24 protein-coding genes are annotated in these 13,503 nt (G+C 63.6%); all 24 read right to left on the bottom strand.

What is annotated here, in order from left to right; genetic code table 11:
* Nucleotides 1–97: 97 nt before the first annotated feature.
* The 24 genes from rpsM to rplC all read right to left on the bottom strand — a co-directional run bounded on the left by rpsM (nucleotide 98) and on the right by rplC (nucleotide 13,451).
* Nucleotides 98–466, bottom strand: coding sequence for a 30S ribosomal protein S13 (gene rpsM / locus I6F37_RS03330; protein WP_008549231.1), 369 nt, complete (start codon nucleotides 464–466; stop codon nucleotides 98–100).
* 187 nt (nucleotides 467–653) lie between these two features.
* Nucleotides 654–1,511 carry an adenylate kinase gene (locus I6F37_RS03335; protein ID WP_036011049.1) on the bottom strand — a complete coding sequence of 286 codons (858 nt, stop codon included), beginning with the start codon at nucleotides 1,509–1,511 and terminating at the stop codon, nucleotides 654–656.
* Nucleotides 1,508–2,719: a preprotein translocase subunit SecY gene (locus tag I6F37_RS03340; RefSeq protein ID WP_225150234.1), complete on the bottom strand. Its 1,212-nt coding sequence runs from the start codon at nucleotides 2,717–2,719 to the stop codon at nucleotides 1,508–1,510. The genes I6F37_RS03335 and I6F37_RS03340 overlap by 4 nt, the downstream gene beginning before the upstream one ends.
* Nucleotides 2,716–4,047 (bottom strand): preprotein translocase subunit SecY, encoded by a 1,332-nt coding sequence (gene secY, locus I6F37_RS03345; protein WP_036011045.1) that lies wholly within the window; start codon nucleotides 4,045–4,047, stop codon nucleotides 2,716–2,718. The genes I6F37_RS03340 and secY overlap by 4 nt, the downstream gene beginning before the upstream one ends.
* A gap of 149 nt (nucleotides 4,048–4,196) precedes the next feature.
* The gene (gene rplO, locus I6F37_RS03350; RefSeq protein WP_225150237.1) at nucleotides 4,197–4,682 is read right to left on the bottom strand and encodes a 50S ribosomal protein L15; all 486 of its coding nucleotides are present in this window, start codon (nucleotides 4,680–4,682) and stop codon (nucleotides 4,197–4,199) included.
* Between the two features lie 75 nt (nucleotides 4,683–4,757).
* Entirely contained in the window at nucleotides 4,758–4,952 is a 195-nt protein-coding gene (rpmD, locus tag I6F37_RS03355; protein ID WP_025036984.1) for a 50S ribosomal protein L30, read from the bottom strand.
* Between the two features lie 25 nt (nucleotides 4,953–4,977).
* Nucleotides 4,978–5,571: a 30S ribosomal protein S5 gene (gene rpsE / locus I6F37_RS03360; RefSeq protein ID WP_025036985.1), complete on the bottom strand. Its 594-nt coding sequence runs from the start codon at nucleotides 5,569–5,571 to the stop codon at nucleotides 4,978–4,980.
* Between the two features lie 44 nt (nucleotides 5,572–5,615).
* Nucleotides 5,616–5,978, bottom strand: coding sequence for a 50S ribosomal protein L18 (gene rplR, locus I6F37_RS03365; protein WP_024342458.1), 363 nt, complete (start codon nucleotides 5,976–5,978; stop codon nucleotides 5,616–5,618).
* Between the two features lie 11 nt (nucleotides 5,979–5,989).
* Nucleotides 5,990–6,523, bottom strand: a complete 534-nt coding sequence (rplF, locus tag I6F37_RS03370; RefSeq protein ID WP_036011036.1) for a 50S ribosomal protein L6 — start codon at nucleotides 6,521–6,523, stop codon at nucleotides 5,990–5,992.
* Nucleotides 6,524–6,539: 16 nt separating this feature from the next.
* A complete protein-coding gene (rpsH, locus tag I6F37_RS03375) occupies nucleotides 6,540–6,938 on the bottom strand; it encodes a 30S ribosomal protein S8 (RefSeq protein WP_024342456.1) in 399 nt (132 codons plus the stop codon).
* Between the two features lie 14 nt (nucleotides 6,939–6,952).
* The gene (gene rpsN / locus I6F37_RS03380; RefSeq protein WP_028137018.1) at nucleotides 6,953–7,258 is read right to left on the bottom strand and encodes a 30S ribosomal protein S14; all 306 of its coding nucleotides are present in this window, start codon (nucleotides 7,256–7,258) and stop codon (nucleotides 6,953–6,955) included.
* 46 nt (nucleotides 7,259–7,304) lie between these two features.
* Nucleotides 7,305–7,862: a 50S ribosomal protein L5 gene (gene rplE / locus I6F37_RS03385; protein WP_025036988.1), complete on the bottom strand. Its 558-nt coding sequence runs from the start codon at nucleotides 7,860–7,862 to the stop codon at nucleotides 7,305–7,307.
* On the bottom strand, nucleotides 7,855–8,169 hold the full coding sequence (gene rplX / locus I6F37_RS03390; RefSeq protein WP_011088142.1) for a 50S ribosomal protein L24: 315 nt from the start codon (nucleotides 8,167–8,169) through the stop codon (nucleotides 7,855–7,857). Before rplX ends, rplE begins: the two co-directional genes overlap by 8 nt.
* The gene (gene rplN / locus I6F37_RS03395) at nucleotides 8,169–8,537 is read right to left on the bottom strand and encodes a 50S ribosomal protein L14 (RefSeq protein ID WP_007603030.1); all 369 of its coding nucleotides are present in this window, start codon (nucleotides 8,535–8,537) and stop codon (nucleotides 8,169–8,171) included. The genes rplX and rplN overlap by 1 nt, the downstream gene beginning before the upstream one ends.
* Before the next feature lie 84 nt (nucleotides 8,538–8,621).
* The gene (gene rpsQ, locus I6F37_RS03400; RefSeq protein WP_024342452.1) at nucleotides 8,622–8,870 is read right to left on the bottom strand and encodes a 30S ribosomal protein S17; all 249 of its coding nucleotides are present in this window, start codon (nucleotides 8,868–8,870) and stop codon (nucleotides 8,622–8,624) included.
* 13 nt (nucleotides 8,871–8,883) lie between these two features.
* Entirely contained in the window at nucleotides 8,884–9,090 is a 207-nt protein-coding gene (rpmC, locus tag I6F37_RS03405; RefSeq protein WP_025036989.1) for a 50S ribosomal protein L29, read from the bottom strand.
* A gap of 5 nt (nucleotides 9,091–9,095) precedes the next feature.
* Nucleotides 9,096–9,509 carry a 50S ribosomal protein L16 gene (rplP, locus tag I6F37_RS03410; protein ID WP_008136349.1) on the bottom strand — a complete coding sequence of 138 codons (414 nt, stop codon included), beginning with the start codon at nucleotides 9,507–9,509 and terminating at the stop codon, nucleotides 9,096–9,098.
* A gap of 30 nt (nucleotides 9,510–9,539) precedes the next feature.
* Nucleotides 9,540–10,265, bottom strand: coding sequence for a 30S ribosomal protein S3 (gene rpsC / locus I6F37_RS03415; RefSeq protein ID WP_036011029.1), 726 nt, complete (start codon nucleotides 10,263–10,265; stop codon nucleotides 9,540–9,542).
* Between the two features lie 17 nt (nucleotides 10,266–10,282).
* Entirely contained in the window at nucleotides 10,283–10,669 is a 387-nt protein-coding gene (rplV, locus tag I6F37_RS03420) for a 50S ribosomal protein L22 (RefSeq protein WP_008549264.1), read from the bottom strand.
* A 10-nt stretch (nucleotides 10,670–10,679) separates the two neighbouring features.
* Entirely contained in the window at nucleotides 10,680–10,958 is a 279-nt protein-coding gene (rpsS, locus tag I6F37_RS03425) for a 30S ribosomal protein S19 (protein ID WP_008136357.1), read from the bottom strand.
* Between the two features lie 12 nt (nucleotides 10,959–10,970).
* Entirely contained in the window at nucleotides 10,971–11,804 is an 834-nt protein-coding gene (gene rplB / locus I6F37_RS03430; protein ID WP_024342450.1) for a 50S ribosomal protein L2, read from the bottom strand.
* 12 nt (nucleotides 11,805–11,816) lie between these two features.
* The gene (locus I6F37_RS03435) at nucleotides 11,817–12,119 is read right to left on the bottom strand and encodes a 50S ribosomal protein L23 (RefSeq protein WP_025036992.1); all 303 of its coding nucleotides are present in this window, start codon (nucleotides 12,117–12,119) and stop codon (nucleotides 11,817–11,819) included.
* Nucleotides 12,116–12,736, bottom strand: coding sequence for a 50S ribosomal protein L4 (gene rplD, locus I6F37_RS03440; protein ID WP_018647243.1), 621 nt, complete (start codon nucleotides 12,734–12,736; stop codon nucleotides 12,116–12,118). The genes I6F37_RS03435 and rplD overlap by 4 nt, the downstream gene beginning before the upstream one ends.
* A 1-nt stretch (nucleotide 12,737) precedes the next feature.
* Nucleotides 12,738–13,451, bottom strand: a complete 714-nt coding sequence (gene rplC, locus I6F37_RS03445) for a 50S ribosomal protein L3 (protein WP_025036993.1) — start codon at nucleotides 13,449–13,451, stop codon at nucleotides 12,738–12,740.
* Nucleotides 13,452–13,503: the final 52 nt, after the last annotated feature.

Consider the following 13,503-nt stretch of genomic DNA (forward strand, 5'->3'; position numbering starts at 1 on the left):
TAATGCCAGCGGCTACACCTATGGAAGCGAATAGCGAGTAGCGAGTGGCGAATAGGGAAGCCCCCTACTCGCCACTCGCCACGTCCAATTCGCCAGTTTACTTCTTCTTGCCGGCGATGGCCTTGGCCGGGCCCTTGCGCGTGCGCGCATTGGTGTGGGTCCGCTGACCGCGCACCGGCAGACCGCGACGATGACGCAGGCCGCGATAGCAGCCGAGGTCCATCAGACGCTTGATGTTGATGCCGACCTCACGACGCAGGTCGCCCTCGACGAGATAGTCGCGGTCGATCACTTCGCGGATCTGGAGCACTTCGGCGTCGCTGAGCTGATTGACGCGACGATCCACGGGGATCTTCACCTTCTCGAGGATCTCACCAGCGATCTTCTGGCCGATGCCATGGATGTACTGGAGCGCGATCAGCACGCGCTTGTTGGTGGGAATGTTCACGCCGGCAATACGGGCCACGGCCTTCTCTCCTGTTGCCGATCCCTCGTCAGGGATCGGGCTTTAAGTGCTTGCTTTCTCGGGCAGGTGTTCACAAACGCGAACACGACGCCCACCCCCGGTCTTCCTGGGGCCCGGCATCGTCTGAAACTATCCGACTTGGATGCGGGGCTTATTAAGGGATTCCGGGGGCTTTCGTCAACCGCTGCTAGCGCTTGGCTCGCTTTTTCGTGACCTTTTTTGCGGCCTTTTTGGCACCCTTTTTGACCGACTTCTTGGCTGCTTTCTTGACGGCTTTCTTGGAGGCTTTCTTGGCCGCCTTCTTTGGGCCTTTCACCGCCGATTTGGCGGCCTTTTTAGCCGATTTGACGCCCTTTTTGACCGTTTTTGCCGGCCTTGCCGCCGCCTTCTTCCCCGCCTGGGCCTTTTTAGCCGGCGCCGCCTTGGCGGCGCTCCGGGCATGCGTCTTGGGCTCGACCGCCCCCAGAGCCAGCAGCTGGCGATGGATGGCGCGGGTGACCTCGTCGATGGTCATCATGCCGTCGATGGTCGAGAGCTTCCGCCGCTCGGAATAGTAGTGAATCAGCGGTTCCGTCTGGCTGCGATAGCTGGCCAGCCGCTTGGTCAGGACCTCCGGGGTATCGTCGAGCCGGACCTCCTCGCCGCGCTCCCGCATTTGGGCGACGCGGGTCTCGACGCGGCTCAGAAGCGCGCTCTCATTGACCCGGAGCTCGATCACGGCGTCCAGCTTGAGGTGCTTGCGCTTGAGCAGCTCGTCCAGCGCCTCGGCCTGCGGCACGGTGCGGGGGAAACCGTCGAGGATGAAACCGCTCTTGGCGTCCGGCTGCTCGATGCGGTCGGAAATGATTCCCACCACGACGTCATCGGGCACGAGGCCGCCGCTCGCCATGATCTCCTTGGCCTTCAACCCGACCGGGGTGCCGGCCGCAACCGCGGCACGCAGCATCTCGCCAGTCGAGAGCTGGACGATGCCATAGCGCTGCACCAGGAGCTGGGCCTGGGTCCCCTTGCCCGACCCCGGCGGTCCCAGAAGTATAATTCTCATCGGCGTACGCCCCCCGGATTGGTGAGCGACACCTCGCGCACCTGCGTTTTGATATCAAGAACGGTGCAAACCACAACCAGCACTGCACCACCATTGACGACCATACTATAAGGCAGCCCGATCCCGTAAAGCTCGAACACCTCCGGAATCAACTGCAACGCCGTCAGGTAGACGGCTCCGACGACTGTCGTCAATGACACGACGCGATCGAGATAGTCCGCGGTGGCCTCGCCGGGAGCGACACCGGGAATTGCACCATCGTGGCGGGTCAGGGATTTGGCGGTGTATTCGGGATCGAGCACATAAGCAGTGTAGACGAAGGCGAGCACGAACACGGCGATCGACACGAGGATGAGGTGCGCCGGCTGCCCCAGCTGGAGATGCCGGTAGGTTGCGGCAACCATGGGATGATCGCCTCCCAGGATGAAGCCCGCAAAGGCAAGCGGCAGATAGAATATCCACGGCGCTACGGTGACCGGAATCAGAAACCCGGCGCTGTTGAGCTTGATCGGCAGCATTGCATCGCGCACAGGCAGTTGCCGCGTACCGACGCTTTGTGCTGCGTACTGGACCCGGATATTTCGCCGCGCACCTTCGACAAGCACGATCACGACGACGATCGCGATCCAAAACACGACATGGCCGAGCACAAGATTGCCCGAGATCGTCCCGCTCCGCACGAGATCCGCGATACCGGCAATGTTTTGCGGAACGGCGACGATGAAGCCGGCACTCAAGATCAGCGCCAAGCCATTGCCGATGCCGTAGCGGGTCATCTGTTCGCTGAGCCACACCAGCACGACGACGCCGCCGACCATCGAGGCCGTAGCCGTCGTCACGAACCAGCCGTCGGGATTTTTGACGAGGCCCGGGATCGACGTCAGTGCCGAGGCGATGCCGTAGGCCTGAAAGGCCGCAAGTCCGAGTGTGAGCCCGAGCGTGGCACGTGCGATCTTACGCCGTCCGCCCTCACCGGATCGTTCGAGCGAACTCAGGCCGCGCCACACCATGGACAGCAGCCGGATCAAGATTGCGGCAGTCAGATAGGGAATGAGGCCGAGCGCAAAGATCGAAAGCCGGGAGACGAGATCCAGCGCCGGCGAGACGTCGGAGAGATTCAGCCCCGCAATCGGGATCTGCGTGCCGAGCCTGAAAAGGAGCAGCGCGCCGATCGTGAAAGCGATTCGGCGCGCGAGCTCCCTGCTCATCTACGGCGGCCCCGCAGCTTGGACTTGCGGATCAGACCTTCATACTGGTGCGCCAGCAGATAGCCCTGGACCTGCGCCACCGTGTCCATGGTGACGCTGACGACGATCAGCAGCGAGGTGCCGCCGAAATAGAACGGCACCGAAGCGTAGGAGATCAGGATTTCCGGGATCAAGCAGACGATGGCGAGATAAATCGCACCCAGCACGGTGATGCGCGACAGCACGTAGTCGATGTATTCCGCGGTGCGTTCGCCCGGGCGAATGCCGGGAATGAAACCGCCGTGCTTCTTCAGATTGTCCGCGGTCTCGGTCGGGTTGAACACGATCGCGGTGTAAAAGAAGGCGAAGAACACGATCAGCGCCAGATACATGATCAGGAACAGCGGACGGCCATGGCCGAGCTGTGTGGTGATCCACTGGAACCATTCCGGCCCGCTACCCGTGTTGAAGTTCGCAACCGTCGTCGGCAAGAGGAGCAGCGAGGATGCGAAGATCGGCGGGATCACGCCGGAGGTGTTGAGCTTGAGCGGCAGATGCGAGGACTGGCCCTCGAACATCTTGTTGCCGACCTGGCGCTTCGGATACTGGATCAAGAGGCGGCGCTGGGCGCGCTCCATGAAGACGATGAAGGCGATCACGACGACGGCCATGATGATGACGACCAGGATCAGGCCGGTCGACATCGCGCCCTGACGGCCGAGCTCGAGCATGCCGGCGAGTGCCGCGGGCAACTCGGCGACGATGCCGGCCAGAATGATCAGCGAAATGCCGTTGCCGATGCCGCGCGAGGTGATCTGCTCGCCGAGCCACATCAGGAACATGGTGCCGCCGGTCAGCGTGATAGAGGTCGAGAGCAGGAAAAACAGTCCAGGTTCGCTGACGACATTGCCGGCGCCCTGAAGTCCTACCGCGATGCCGTAGGACTGGAACGCGGCCAGGATCACCGTGAGATAGCGGGTATACTGATTCAGCGTCTTGCGGCCGGCTTCGCCTTCCTTTTTCAGCGCTTCGAGCTGCGGCGACACCGTGGTCAACAGCTGGATGATGATGGAGGCCGAGATATACGGCATGATGTTCAGCGCGAAGATCGCCATGCGGTTGATGCCGCCGCCGGCGAACATGTTGAACATGCCGAGGATGCCGCCGGCCTGCGAGCGGAACACCTGTTCCCAGGCGCTCGGGTCGATGCCGGGCAGCGGAATGTAGGTCCCGAGCCGATAAACGAGCAGCGCACCCAGGGTGAACCAGATGCGCTTCTTCAGTTCGTCGGCCTTGGCAAACGCGCCGAAATTGAGATTGGCTGCCAGTTGTTCCGCTGCAGAGACCATCTTGGACTTTCTCCCGCCGCCTATTGCGCCGTTGATGCCCGCGGCCGGGCTGAATTAGCGGACGCCGGACACTATCTGGGGCTCGGCTTCGATAAGTCCACGTCCCGCATGCGTAAAGGCCCGCGCGCCGCGGGCCAATGACGCAGTTGTTACGCCGCCTCGCCTTCTTCCTTGGGCTGGGCGAGGATCTTCACCGAACCGCCGGCCTTCTCGACCGCGGCGATCGCGGTCTTGCTGGCGCCGTGCACTTCGATGTTGAGCTTGGACTTGACCTCGCCTCGGCCGAGCAGCCGCAGGCCGCCCTTGGCGCGGCGCAGCACGCCGCCTTTCACCAGGGCCTCGACGTTGACGACGCTGCCGGCGTCGATCTTCTTGGCGTCGACGGCTTCCTGGAGCCGGTCGAGATTGATCTCGGCGAACTCGACGCGGAAGATGTTGTTGAAGCCGCGCTTGGGCAGACGGCGATGCATCGGCATCTGGCCGCCTTCGAAACCCTTGATGCGCACGCCCGAACGCGCGGTCTGGCCCTTGCCGCCGCGGCCGGACTGCTTGCCCTTGCCGGAACCGATGCCGCGGCCGACGCGCATACGCTTCTTGCGCGAGCCGGCGTTGTCGGCGATATCGCTGAGCTTCATCGCCCTTCTCCTTGTGTCTTGCGCACGATCTTCACCGAAAACGGCTTCCCGCTCTCCGGGACCGTGCGCCTTTGCTTACTTCTCGTCGATGATGCGGACGAGATGGTGAACCTTCTCGATCATGCCGCGGACCGCCGGGGTATCCGGCAGTTCGCTGGTGCGGCCGATCTTGTTGAGCTTGAGCCCGATCAGGGTCGAACGCTGCGAGTGGTGGCGGCGGATCGCGCTGCCGGTCTGCTCGACCTTGATCGTCTTTGCGGCCTTGGCCATGGGAGTCTACTCCGAAAAGCTTCCGTTAGTCGGCGGCCGCCTCGGCATCGCCGCCGATACGACGGGACTGGAGGGTGGACACCTTGATGTTGCGGCGGGCTGCGACCGAACGCGGCGAATCCTGGTGCTTGAGCGCGTCGAAGGTCGCGCGCACCATGTTGTACGGGTTCGACGAGCCGATCGACTTCGCCACCACGTCCTGGACGCCGAGCGTCTCGAACACGGCGCGCATCGGGCCGCCGGCGATAATGCCGGTACCGGCCGGAGCTGCACGCAGATAGACACGGCCCGCGCCATGACGGCCGGCGATGTCGTGATGGAGCGTGCGGCCCTCGCGCAGCGACACCCGCGTCAGGTTGCGCTTGGCGGACTCGGTCGCCTTGCGGATCGCCTCGGGCACTTCGCGCGCCTTGCCGTGACCGAAGCCGGCGCGGCCCTTCTGGTCGCCGATCACGACCAGCGCTGCGAAACCGAAGCGCTTGCCGCCCTTGACGACCTTGGCCACGCGGTTGATGTGGACGAGCTTGTCGACGAACTCGCTGTCGCGCTCCTCGCGCTCCCTGCGTTCACGTCCGCCGCCGCGTTGATCGCGTCCACCACGTTGTTCGCGTTCTGCCATTTTTCTAATCCTTCAGAGACTTACGCCTCAATCCTCAAATTCTGTTAGAAGCTCAGCCCACTCTCACGCGCTGCATCGGCAAGAGCCTTGACGCGCCCGTGATAGAGATAGCTGCCGCGATCGAACACGACTTCCTTGACACCCTTCTCTGCAGCGCGCTCGGCCAGCAGCTTGCCGACCGCCTTCGCCGCATCGATGTCGGCGCCGGTCTTGCCGCCGTCGCGCATCGACTTCTCGAGCGACGAAGCAGAGGCCAGCGTCTCGCCCTTCAGGTCATCGATGACCTGGGCGTAGATGTGCTTGGACGAGCGGAACACCGACAGGCGCGGACGGCCGCCGGCGGAACGGCGCAGCTTCAGCCGCACACTCCGCTTGCGCCGGGCATTCGTAACCTTGGCTTTCGACATGACCGGCTCCGTTACTTCTTCTTGCCTTCCTTGCGGAAGATGAATTCGCCCACATACTTCACGCCCTTGCCCTTGTAGGGCTCCGGCGGACGATAGGAGCGGATCTCGGCGGCGACCTGGCCGACGCGCTGGACGTCGCTGCCCGCCACCGTGATCTCGGTCGGCTTCGGCACGGTGATCGTGATCCCCTCGGGGATCGGGTAGATCACGTCATGGCTGTAGCCGAGCGCGAGCTGCAGGTTCTTGCCCTGCATCGCGGCGCGATAGCCGACGCCGGTGATCTCGAGCTTCTTCTCGAAACCCTTGGTGACGCCTTCGACCAGATTCGCGACCTGGGCGCGAGCGGTGCCGTAGAGGGCCCGCGCGCGGTTGGTCTCGGTCCGCGGCTTGACCTTGACCTGGCCGTTCTCGAGCTTCACCTCGACGTCGTCGTGGACGACGAACTGAAGCTGGCCCTTCGGCCCCTTCATCTTGACGGTTTGCCCATCGACGGTCGCGGTCACACCCGACGGAACCGCCACAGGCCTTTTGCCAACTCGTGACATGGATGAAAAATCCTTCTCAGAACACCGTGAAGAGGACTTCACCGCCCACATTCGCGTCGCGCGCGCTGTGGTCGGCCATGATCCCCTTCGGCGTCGACAACACCGAAATGCCGAGACCGTTGTTCACCCGCGGCAGGTTCTTCACCGAGGCGTAGACTCTGCGCCCGGGCTTGGAAACGCGCTCAATCTCGCGGATGACGGGCTCGCCGTCGAAATACTTCAGCTCGATCTCGATCTCGCTGCGGCCCGAGGAGTGCTCGAGCGTGGCGTAACCGCGGATGTAGCCCTCGGCCTTCAGAACCTCGAGCACGTTCTCGCGCATCTTCGAGCCGGGCGTGGACACCTTGGTCTTCGAACGCATCTGCGCGTTGCGGATACGGGTGATCAGATCGCTGATTGGATCGTGCGTAGACATCTAAACGACCCTCCTTACCAGCTGGACTTCACGAGGCCCGGGACCATGCCCTTGGAGCCAAGTTCGCGCAGCGCGATACGGGACAGCTTGTTCTTGCGATAGTTCGAGCGCGGACGGCCCGACAGCTCGCAACGCAGGCGGATGCGGGTCGCCGACGAGTTGCGCGGCATTTCCGCCAGCTTCAGGGTCGCGGCGAACCGCTCCTCCATCGGCAGCGTCTTGTCGGCGATGATCGCCTTCAACCGCTCGCGCTTGGCGGCGGCGTTCTTCACCATCCGCTTGCGCCGGTTGTTCTTCTCGACTGAACTCTTCTTTGCCATGCTTGGCTCCTGGGTATCCGCGTTTGAGAGGCTCTAAGTCAGCGTCTCACTGCCGGAACGGGAAATTGAAAGCGGTCAACAAGGCCCTCGCCTCTTCGTCGGTCTTGGCCGTGGTGCAGACGGTGATGTCCATACCGCGGGCTTCCGTGACCTTGTCGAAGTCGATCTCGGGGAAAATGATGTGCTCCTTGATGCCGAGCGAGTAGTTGCCGCGGCCGTCGAAGCTCTTCGGGTTCAGGCCGCGGAAGTCGCGCACGCGCGGCAGCGCGACGTTCACCAGGCGATCGATGAACTCGTACATGCGGGCCTTGCGCAGCGTAACCTTGCAGCCGATCGGCTGGTTCTCACGCAGCTTGAAGGTCGCGATCGCGATGCGCGAATAGGTGACGATCGCCTTCTGGCCGGCGATCTGGGTCAATTCGGCAGCGGCGGTCTCGGCCTTCTTGCGGTCGTTGACGGAATCGCCAACGCCCATGTTCAGCACAACCTTGTCCAGGCGCGGAACCTGCATGACGTTCTCGTAACCGAACTTCTCGGTCAGAGCCGTGCGGATCTTCGCGTCATATTCCGCGCGCAGGCGCGGCGTGTAAGCGGCCTCAGCCATCGATCTCAGCTCCCGAGCTCTTGGCGATGCGGACCTTCTTGCCGTCCGCCAGAATCTTGAATCCGACGCGGGTCGGCTTTCCGTCCTTGCCGACATACGCGATGTTGGACAGTTGGATCGGCGCCTCTTTCGAGATGATGCCGCCCTCCTGGGCCTGCGTCTGCTTCTGGTGACGCTTGACCATGTTGATGCCGCGCACCAGCGCGGTGCCGGCGTCGGGGCGAACCTCGAACACTTCGCCGGTGCGGCCCTTGTCGCGGCCGGTCAGCACGACGACCTTGTCGCCCTTGCGGATCTTCGCAGCCATCACAGCACCTCCGGCGCGAGCGAGATGATCTTCATGTGGTTCTTGGCGCGCAGCTCGCGCGGCACGGGCCCGAAGATACGGGTGCCGACCGGCTCGGACTGGTTGTTGATCAGCACGGCGGCGTTGCGGTCGAAACGGATGACCGAGCCGTCGGCGCGGCGGATGTCCTTGCGGACGCGCACCACGACGGCCTTCATCACGTCGCCCTTCTTCACCTTGCCACGCGGAATGGCTTCCTTGATCGACACGACGATGATGTCGCCGATCGTGGCGTAGCGGCGCTTGGAGCCTCCGAGCACCTTGATACACATGACACGGCGTGCGCCAGAATTGTCGGCCACGTCGAGGTTGGTCTGCATCTGAATCATTGATGCACCTCGTCCTCTTTCTCTTTGCGCCAGCCCAGCCGGCGCTCAACATTTCCCTGAAGTCAGTCGGCTAAAGCCAAAAGATCAGGCGCTTTTCTTGTGTTCGCCCCGGATCACGACCCAGCGCTTCAACTTCGAAATCGGCTTCGTTTCCTCGATCCACACCATGTCGCCCGGCTTGAACTGGTTGCTCTCGTCGTGCGCGTGGTAGTTCTTCGAACGGCGGATCGTCTTCTTGTAGATCGGGTGCGTGAAGCGGCGGTCGACGCGCACCACGATGGTCTTGGCTTGCTTGTCGCTGACGACCACGCCCTGCAAAGTACGTTTCGGCATCTTCGTAAGCCTCTTACTTCTTCTTCGCGCGCGTCTGCGCGGCGATGGTCTTGATCCGGGCGATGTCGCGGCGGGCCTCGCGCAGGCGCGAGGTGTTCTCGAGCTGCCCGGTGGCGCGCTGGAAGCGCAGGTTGAAGCGCTCCTTCTTCAGGTTCAGGATGGCCTCATCCTGCTGGTCGGGGCTCATCGCGCGGATGTCTTCGATCTTCATCTGTGCCATGGCCATTACTCCGCAATGCGCTCGACGAAGCGCGTCTTGATCGGCAGCTTGGCGGCCGCCAGGGTCAGCGCCTCACGCGCCGTCTGGGTATTGACGCCGTCGATCTCGAACAGCACCCGGCCCGGCTTGACGCGCGCGACCCACAATTCCGGCGAACCCTTGCCGGAGCCCATGCGGACTTCGGCCGGCTTCTTCGACACCGGAACGTCGGGGAACACGCGGATCCAGACGCGGCCGGCGCGCTTCATGTGGCGGGTCAGCGCGCGGCGGGCGGCTTCGATCTGGCGCGCGGTGACGCGCTCAGGCTCGGTCGCCTTCAGGCCGAACTGGCCGAACGCCAACGTCGCGCCCGAAGACGCAACGCCGTGGATGCGGCCCTTATGCGCCTTCCGGAACTTCGTTTTCTTAGGTTGCATCATGGCTTTAAGCCCTCAAATTCCTGTCTGGCCTTAGGCAGCGGCCGTCTCGCGGCGCTGACGGCCACCGCGATCGCCACTGCCGCCGGTCTCGCCTTCGGCCATTCTCTTGTCCTGAGCCATCGGATCGTGCTCGAGGATCTCGCCCTTGAAGATCCAGACCTTGACGCCGCAGGTGCCGAAGGTCGTGAACGCGGTCGCAACGCCGTAGTCGATGTCGGCACGCAGCGTGTGCAGCGGCACGCGGCCTTCGCGGTACCACTCCATGCGCGCGATTTCCGCACCGCCCAGACGTCCCGAGCAGTTGATGCGGATGCCCTCCGCGCCGAGACGCATTGCCGACTGCACGGCGCGCTTCATGGCACGGCGGAACGCCACGCGGCGCTCGAGCTGCTGCGCGATCGATTCGGCCACCAGCGTCGCATCGAGCTCCGGCTTGCGGATCTCGACGATGTTGATGACGACGTCGGACGAGGTGATGTCCGCGACCCTCTTGCGCAGCTTGTCGATGTCGGCGCCCTTCTTGCCGATCACCACGCCCGGACGGGCCGAGTGGATGGTGACGCGGCACTTCTTGTGCGGACGCTCGATCACGATGCGGGCGACGGCCGCCTGCTTGAGCTCCTTGTGCAGGATCTCGCGGATCTTGACGTCCTCGTGCAGCAGCTTGCCGTATTCCTGCTTGCCGGCGAACCAGCGGGAATCCCAGGTCCGGTTGATGCCGAGACGCAGACCGATCGGATTGATCTTTTGACCCATCGTGTTCTCCTGCGCCCTTAAGCGGCGGCTTCAGCTTCGACCTGACGAACGATGATCGTCAGCTGCGAAAACGGTTTGTAGACACGGCCCGAGCGGCCGCGGCCGCGGGCGGCGAAGCGCTTCATCACGAGGCCATTGCCGACGAAGGCCTGCGCCACGACGAGATCGTCGACGTCGAGGTCGTGGTTGTTCTCGGCGTTGGCGATCGCCGATTCCAGGCACTTCTTCACGTCGACCGCGATCCGCTTGCGCGAAAACTGCAGGTCGGCGAGCGCGGCAGACGCCTTCCGGCCGCGAATGAGCTGGGCGACCAGGTTGAGCTTCTGCGGGCTCACCCGCAGCATCCGGGCGACCGCCTTGGCCTCGTTGTCGGCGAGGCTCCGTTCGCGCTTAGGTTTGCTCATCGTTTAATCCTCAAGCCTTCTTGGCTTTCTTGTCGCCGGAGTGGCCATGGAAGGTCCGGGTCGGCGAGAACTCGCCGAACTTGTGACCGACCATTTCCTCGTTCACGGCCACCGGCACGTGCTTCTGACCGTTGTAGACGCCGAAGGTCAGGCCGACGAATTGCGGCAGGATCGTCGAGCGACGGCTCCAGATCTTGATGACGTCGTGACGGCCGGACGCGCGCGCGGCATCTGCCTTCTTGAGCAGAGAACCCTCGACGAACGGGCCTTTCCAGACTGAACGAACCATGTCCGGCGTTCCTTACTTCTTCCGCTTGTGGCGGCTTAGGAGAATGAATTTGTTGGTCGACTTGTTGGTGCGGGTCTTCTTGCCCTTGGTCGGCTTGCCCCACGGGGTGACCGGGTGGCGGCCGCCCGAGGTACGACCTTCACCACCGCCGTGCGGATGGTCGATCGGGTTCATCGCGACACCGCGGTTGTGCGGCCTGCGGCCCATCCAACGCTTGCGACCGGCCTTGCCGATCGAGGTGTTCATGTGATCCGGGTTCGACACCGCGCCGATCGTGCCGCGGCAACGACCGTGCACCAGGCGCTGCTCGCCCGAGTTCAGGCGGATGATGACGTAATCCTGGTCACGGCCGACGAGCTGGGCGTAGGTACCGGCGGAACGCGCCAGCTGGCCGCCCTTGCCGATCTTGACCTCGATGTTGTGGATGATCGTGCCGACCGGCATGTTGCCGAGCGGCATGACGTTGCCCGGCTTCACGTCGACGTAATTGCCGGCGATGATCGTGTCACCCACCGCCAGGCGCTGCGGCGCCAGGATGTAGGCCTGCTCGCCGTCCTGATACTTGATCAGGGCGATGAAACCGGTGCGATTGGGATCATACTCGAGACGCTCGACGGTCGCGGGCACGTCGATCTTCTCACGCTTGAAGTCGACGGTACGCAGTGTCTGCTTGTGACCACCGCCGCGGAAGCGCACGGTGATGCGGCCGGTGTTGTTGCGGCCGCCCGAGGACTTCTTGCCTTCGGTGAGCGCCTTGACCGGCTTGCCCTTGTAGAGGGCCGAACGATCGACCATGACCAGCTGGCGCTGGCCCGGCGTCGTGGGATTGAATGTCTTCAGTGCCATCGTCGTACGACCTTACAGACCGGTGGTGACGTCGATCCGGTGACCCTCTTCGAGGGTCACGATCGCGCGTTTGCTGTTCGACTGCGAGCCGATGGTGCCGCGGAAGGCCTTGACCTTGCCCTTGCGGACCAGCGTGTTGACGCTCTTGACCTTGACGTCGAACAGCTTCTCGATCGCTTCCTTGATCTGCGGCTTGGTCGCCTTGGCGGCCACCTTGAACAGCACCTTGTTGTGCTCCGAGGCGATCGTCGCCTTTTCGGTCACGACCGGCGACAGGATCACGTCGTAGTGGCGAGGCTCGATGTTCTTGCTCATTTGAAGCGCGCCTCCAGCGCATCGATGGCGGCCTTGGTCAGAACGAGCTTCTGACGGCGCAGGATGTCATAGACGTTGATGCCCTGGATCGGCAGCACGTCCATGTTCGGGATGTTGCGAGCCGCAGCGGCGAAGCCGTTGTTGAGCTCGGCACCGTCGATGATCAGCGCGTTGGTGAGGCCGAGGCCCGAGAAGTGGCCGAGCAGCGCCTTGGTCTTGGCGGCTTCCAGCGCGGCCTTCTCGATCACGACGAGATCGCCGTCCTTGGCCTTGGCCGAGAGCGCATGCTTCAGAGCGAGCGCACGGACCTTCTTCGGCAGGTCGGTGGCGTGCGAACGCACCACCGGACCGAAGGCACGACCGCCGCCGCGGAACTGCGGCACGCGGGCCGAGCCGTGACGAGCACCGCCGGTGCCCTTCTGCTTGTACATCTTCTTGCCGGTGCGCCAGATCTCGGCGCGGCCCTTGGCCTTGTGCGTGCCGGCCTGGCGCTTGTTGAGCTGCCACTGCACGCAGCGCGCGATGATGTCCTCGCGCGGCTCGAGGCCGAAAATGGCGTCGGACAGCTGGACGGAGCCGGCTTCCTTACCTTCGAGGGTGGTGACCTTCAATTCCATCTCACGCCTCCTGCGCAGCCGGAGCGGCTTCCGCGTCGCCAGCAACCTTGAACTTGCCGGGCTTTGGGGCTTCCTTCGGCAGCGGCTTCTTGACGGCGTCGCGCACGCGGATCCAGCCGCCCTTGGAGCCGGGAACGGCGCCTTCGACGAGGATCAGGCCGCGCTCGACATCGGTCTGGACGACGCGAAGGTTGAGCGTGGTGATGCGGTCGACACCCATGTGGCCGGGCATCTTCTTGTTCTTCCAGGTCTTGCCGGGGTCCTGACGGCCACCGGTCGAACCGATCGAGCGGTGCGAGATCGACACACCGTGCGTGGCGCGCAGACCGCCGAAGTTCCAGCGCTTCATGCCGCCGGCGAAGCCCTTACCGACCGAAGTGCCGGTGACGTCGACGAACTGGCCGACGACGAAGTGGTCGGCCTGGATCTCGGCGCCGACCGGGATCATGGCGTCCGCGGTGACGCGGAATTCCTCGACCCGGCGCTTCGGCTCGACCTTGGCGACCGCGAACTGGCCGCGCTCGGCCTTCGGCATGTAAACGGTCTTGCGGCTGCCCGAACCGAGCTGGAGCGCGACGTAACCGTTCTTCTCTTCGGTGCGGTGGCCTACGACCTGGCAATTGCCGAGCTTCAGCACGGTCACGGGGATATGTTCGCCGGCCTCCGTGAAGACCCGCGTCATCCCGACCTTTTGTGCGATCACTCCGGAGCGCATCGGCTTGCTTCCTGTTCTCTTTGTCCGCTTTTGGCGAACGGGATCCAAAATC

This window comes from Bradyrhizobium sp. NBAIM08, assembly GCF_020193935.1.
GTDB classification, from domain to species: Bacteria; Pseudomonadota; Alphaproteobacteria; order Rhizobiales; family Xanthobacteraceae; genus Bradyrhizobium; species Bradyrhizobium yuanmingense.

Bases quoted from the DNA above. Each gene is read 5' to 3' on its own strand.
- I6F37_RS03335 (WP_036011049.1), bottom strand. From the start codon at position 1,511: ATGAGAATTATACTTCTGGGACCGCCGGGGTCGGGCAAGGGGACCCAG.
- I6F37_RS03340 (WP_225150234.1), bottom strand. From the start codon at position 2,719: ATGAGCAGGGAGCTCGCGCGCCGAATCGCTTTCACGATCGGCGCGCTG.
- secY (WP_036011045.1), bottom strand. From the start codon at position 4,047: ATGGTCTCTGCAGCGGAACAACTGGCAGCCAATCTCAATTTCGGCGCG.
- rplO (WP_225150237.1), bottom strand. From the start codon at position 4,682: ATGAAGCTCAGCGATATCGCCGACAACGCCGGCTCGCGCAAGAAGCGT.
- rpmD (WP_025036984.1), bottom strand. From the start codon at position 4,952: ATGGCCAAGGCCGCAAAGACGATCAAGGTCGAGCAGACCGGCAGCGCG.
- rpsE (WP_025036985.1), bottom strand. From the start codon at position 5,571: ATGGCAGAACGCGAACAACGTGGTGGACGCGATCAACGCGGCGGCGGA.
- rplR (WP_024342458.1), bottom strand. From the start codon at position 5,978: ATGTCGAAAGCCAAGGTTACGAATGCCCGGCGCAAGCGGAGTGTGCGG.
- rplF (WP_036011036.1), bottom strand. From the start codon at position 6,523: ATGTCACGAGTTGGCAAAAGGCCTGTGGCGGTTCCGTCGGGTGTGACC.
- rpsH (WP_024342456.1), bottom strand. From the start codon at position 6,938: ATGTCTACGCACGATCCAATCAGCGATCTGATCACCCGTATCCGCAAC.
- rpsN (WP_028137018.1), bottom strand. From the start codon at position 7,258: ATGGCAAAGAAGAGTTCAGTCGAGAAGAACAACCGGCGCAAGCGGATG.
- rplE (WP_025036988.1), bottom strand. From the start codon at position 7,862: ATGGCTGAGGCCGCTTACACGCCGCGCCTGCGCGCGGAATATGACGCG.
- rplX (WP_011088142.1), bottom strand. From the start codon at position 8,169: ATGGCTGCGAAGATCCGCAAGGGCGACAAGGTCGTCGTGCTGACCGGC.
- rplN (WP_007603030.1), bottom strand. From the start codon at position 8,537: ATGATTCAGATGCAGACCAACCTCGACGTGGCCGACAATTCTGGCGCA.
- rpsQ (WP_024342452.1), bottom strand. From the start codon at position 8,870: ATGCCGAAACGTACTTTGCAGGGCGTGGTCGTCAGCGACAAGCAAGCC.
- rpmC (WP_025036989.1), bottom strand. From the start codon at position 9,090: ATGGCACAGATGAAGATCGAAGACATCCGCGCGATGAGCCCCGACCAG.
- rplP (WP_008136349.1), bottom strand. From the start codon at position 9,509: ATGATGCAACCTAAGAAAACGAAGTTCCGGAAGGCGCATAAGGGCCGC.
- rpsC (WP_036011029.1), bottom strand. From the start codon at position 10,265: ATGGGTCAAAAGATCAATCCGATCGGTCTGCGTCTCGGCATCAACCGG.
- rplV (WP_008549264.1), bottom strand. From the start codon at position 10,669: ATGAGCAAACCTAAGCGCGAACGGAGCCTCGCCGACAACGAGGCCAAG.
- rpsS (WP_008136357.1), bottom strand. From the start codon at position 10,958: ATGGTTCGTTCAGTCTGGAAAGGCCCGTTCGTCGAGGGTTCTCTGCTC.
- rplB (WP_024342450.1), bottom strand. From the start codon at position 11,804: ATGGCACTGAAGACATTCAATCCCACGACGCCGGGCCAGCGCCAGCTG.
- I6F37_RS03435 (WP_025036992.1), bottom strand. From the start codon at position 12,119: ATGAGCAAGAACATCGAGCCTCGCCACTACGACGTGATCCTGTCGCCG.
- rplD (WP_018647243.1), bottom strand. From the start codon at position 12,736: ATGGAATTGAAGGTCACCACCCTCGAAGGTAAGGAAGCCGGCTCCGTC.
- rplC (WP_025036993.1), bottom strand. From the start codon at position 13,451: ATGCGCTCCGGAGTGATCGCACAAAAGGTCGGGATGACGCGGGTCTTC.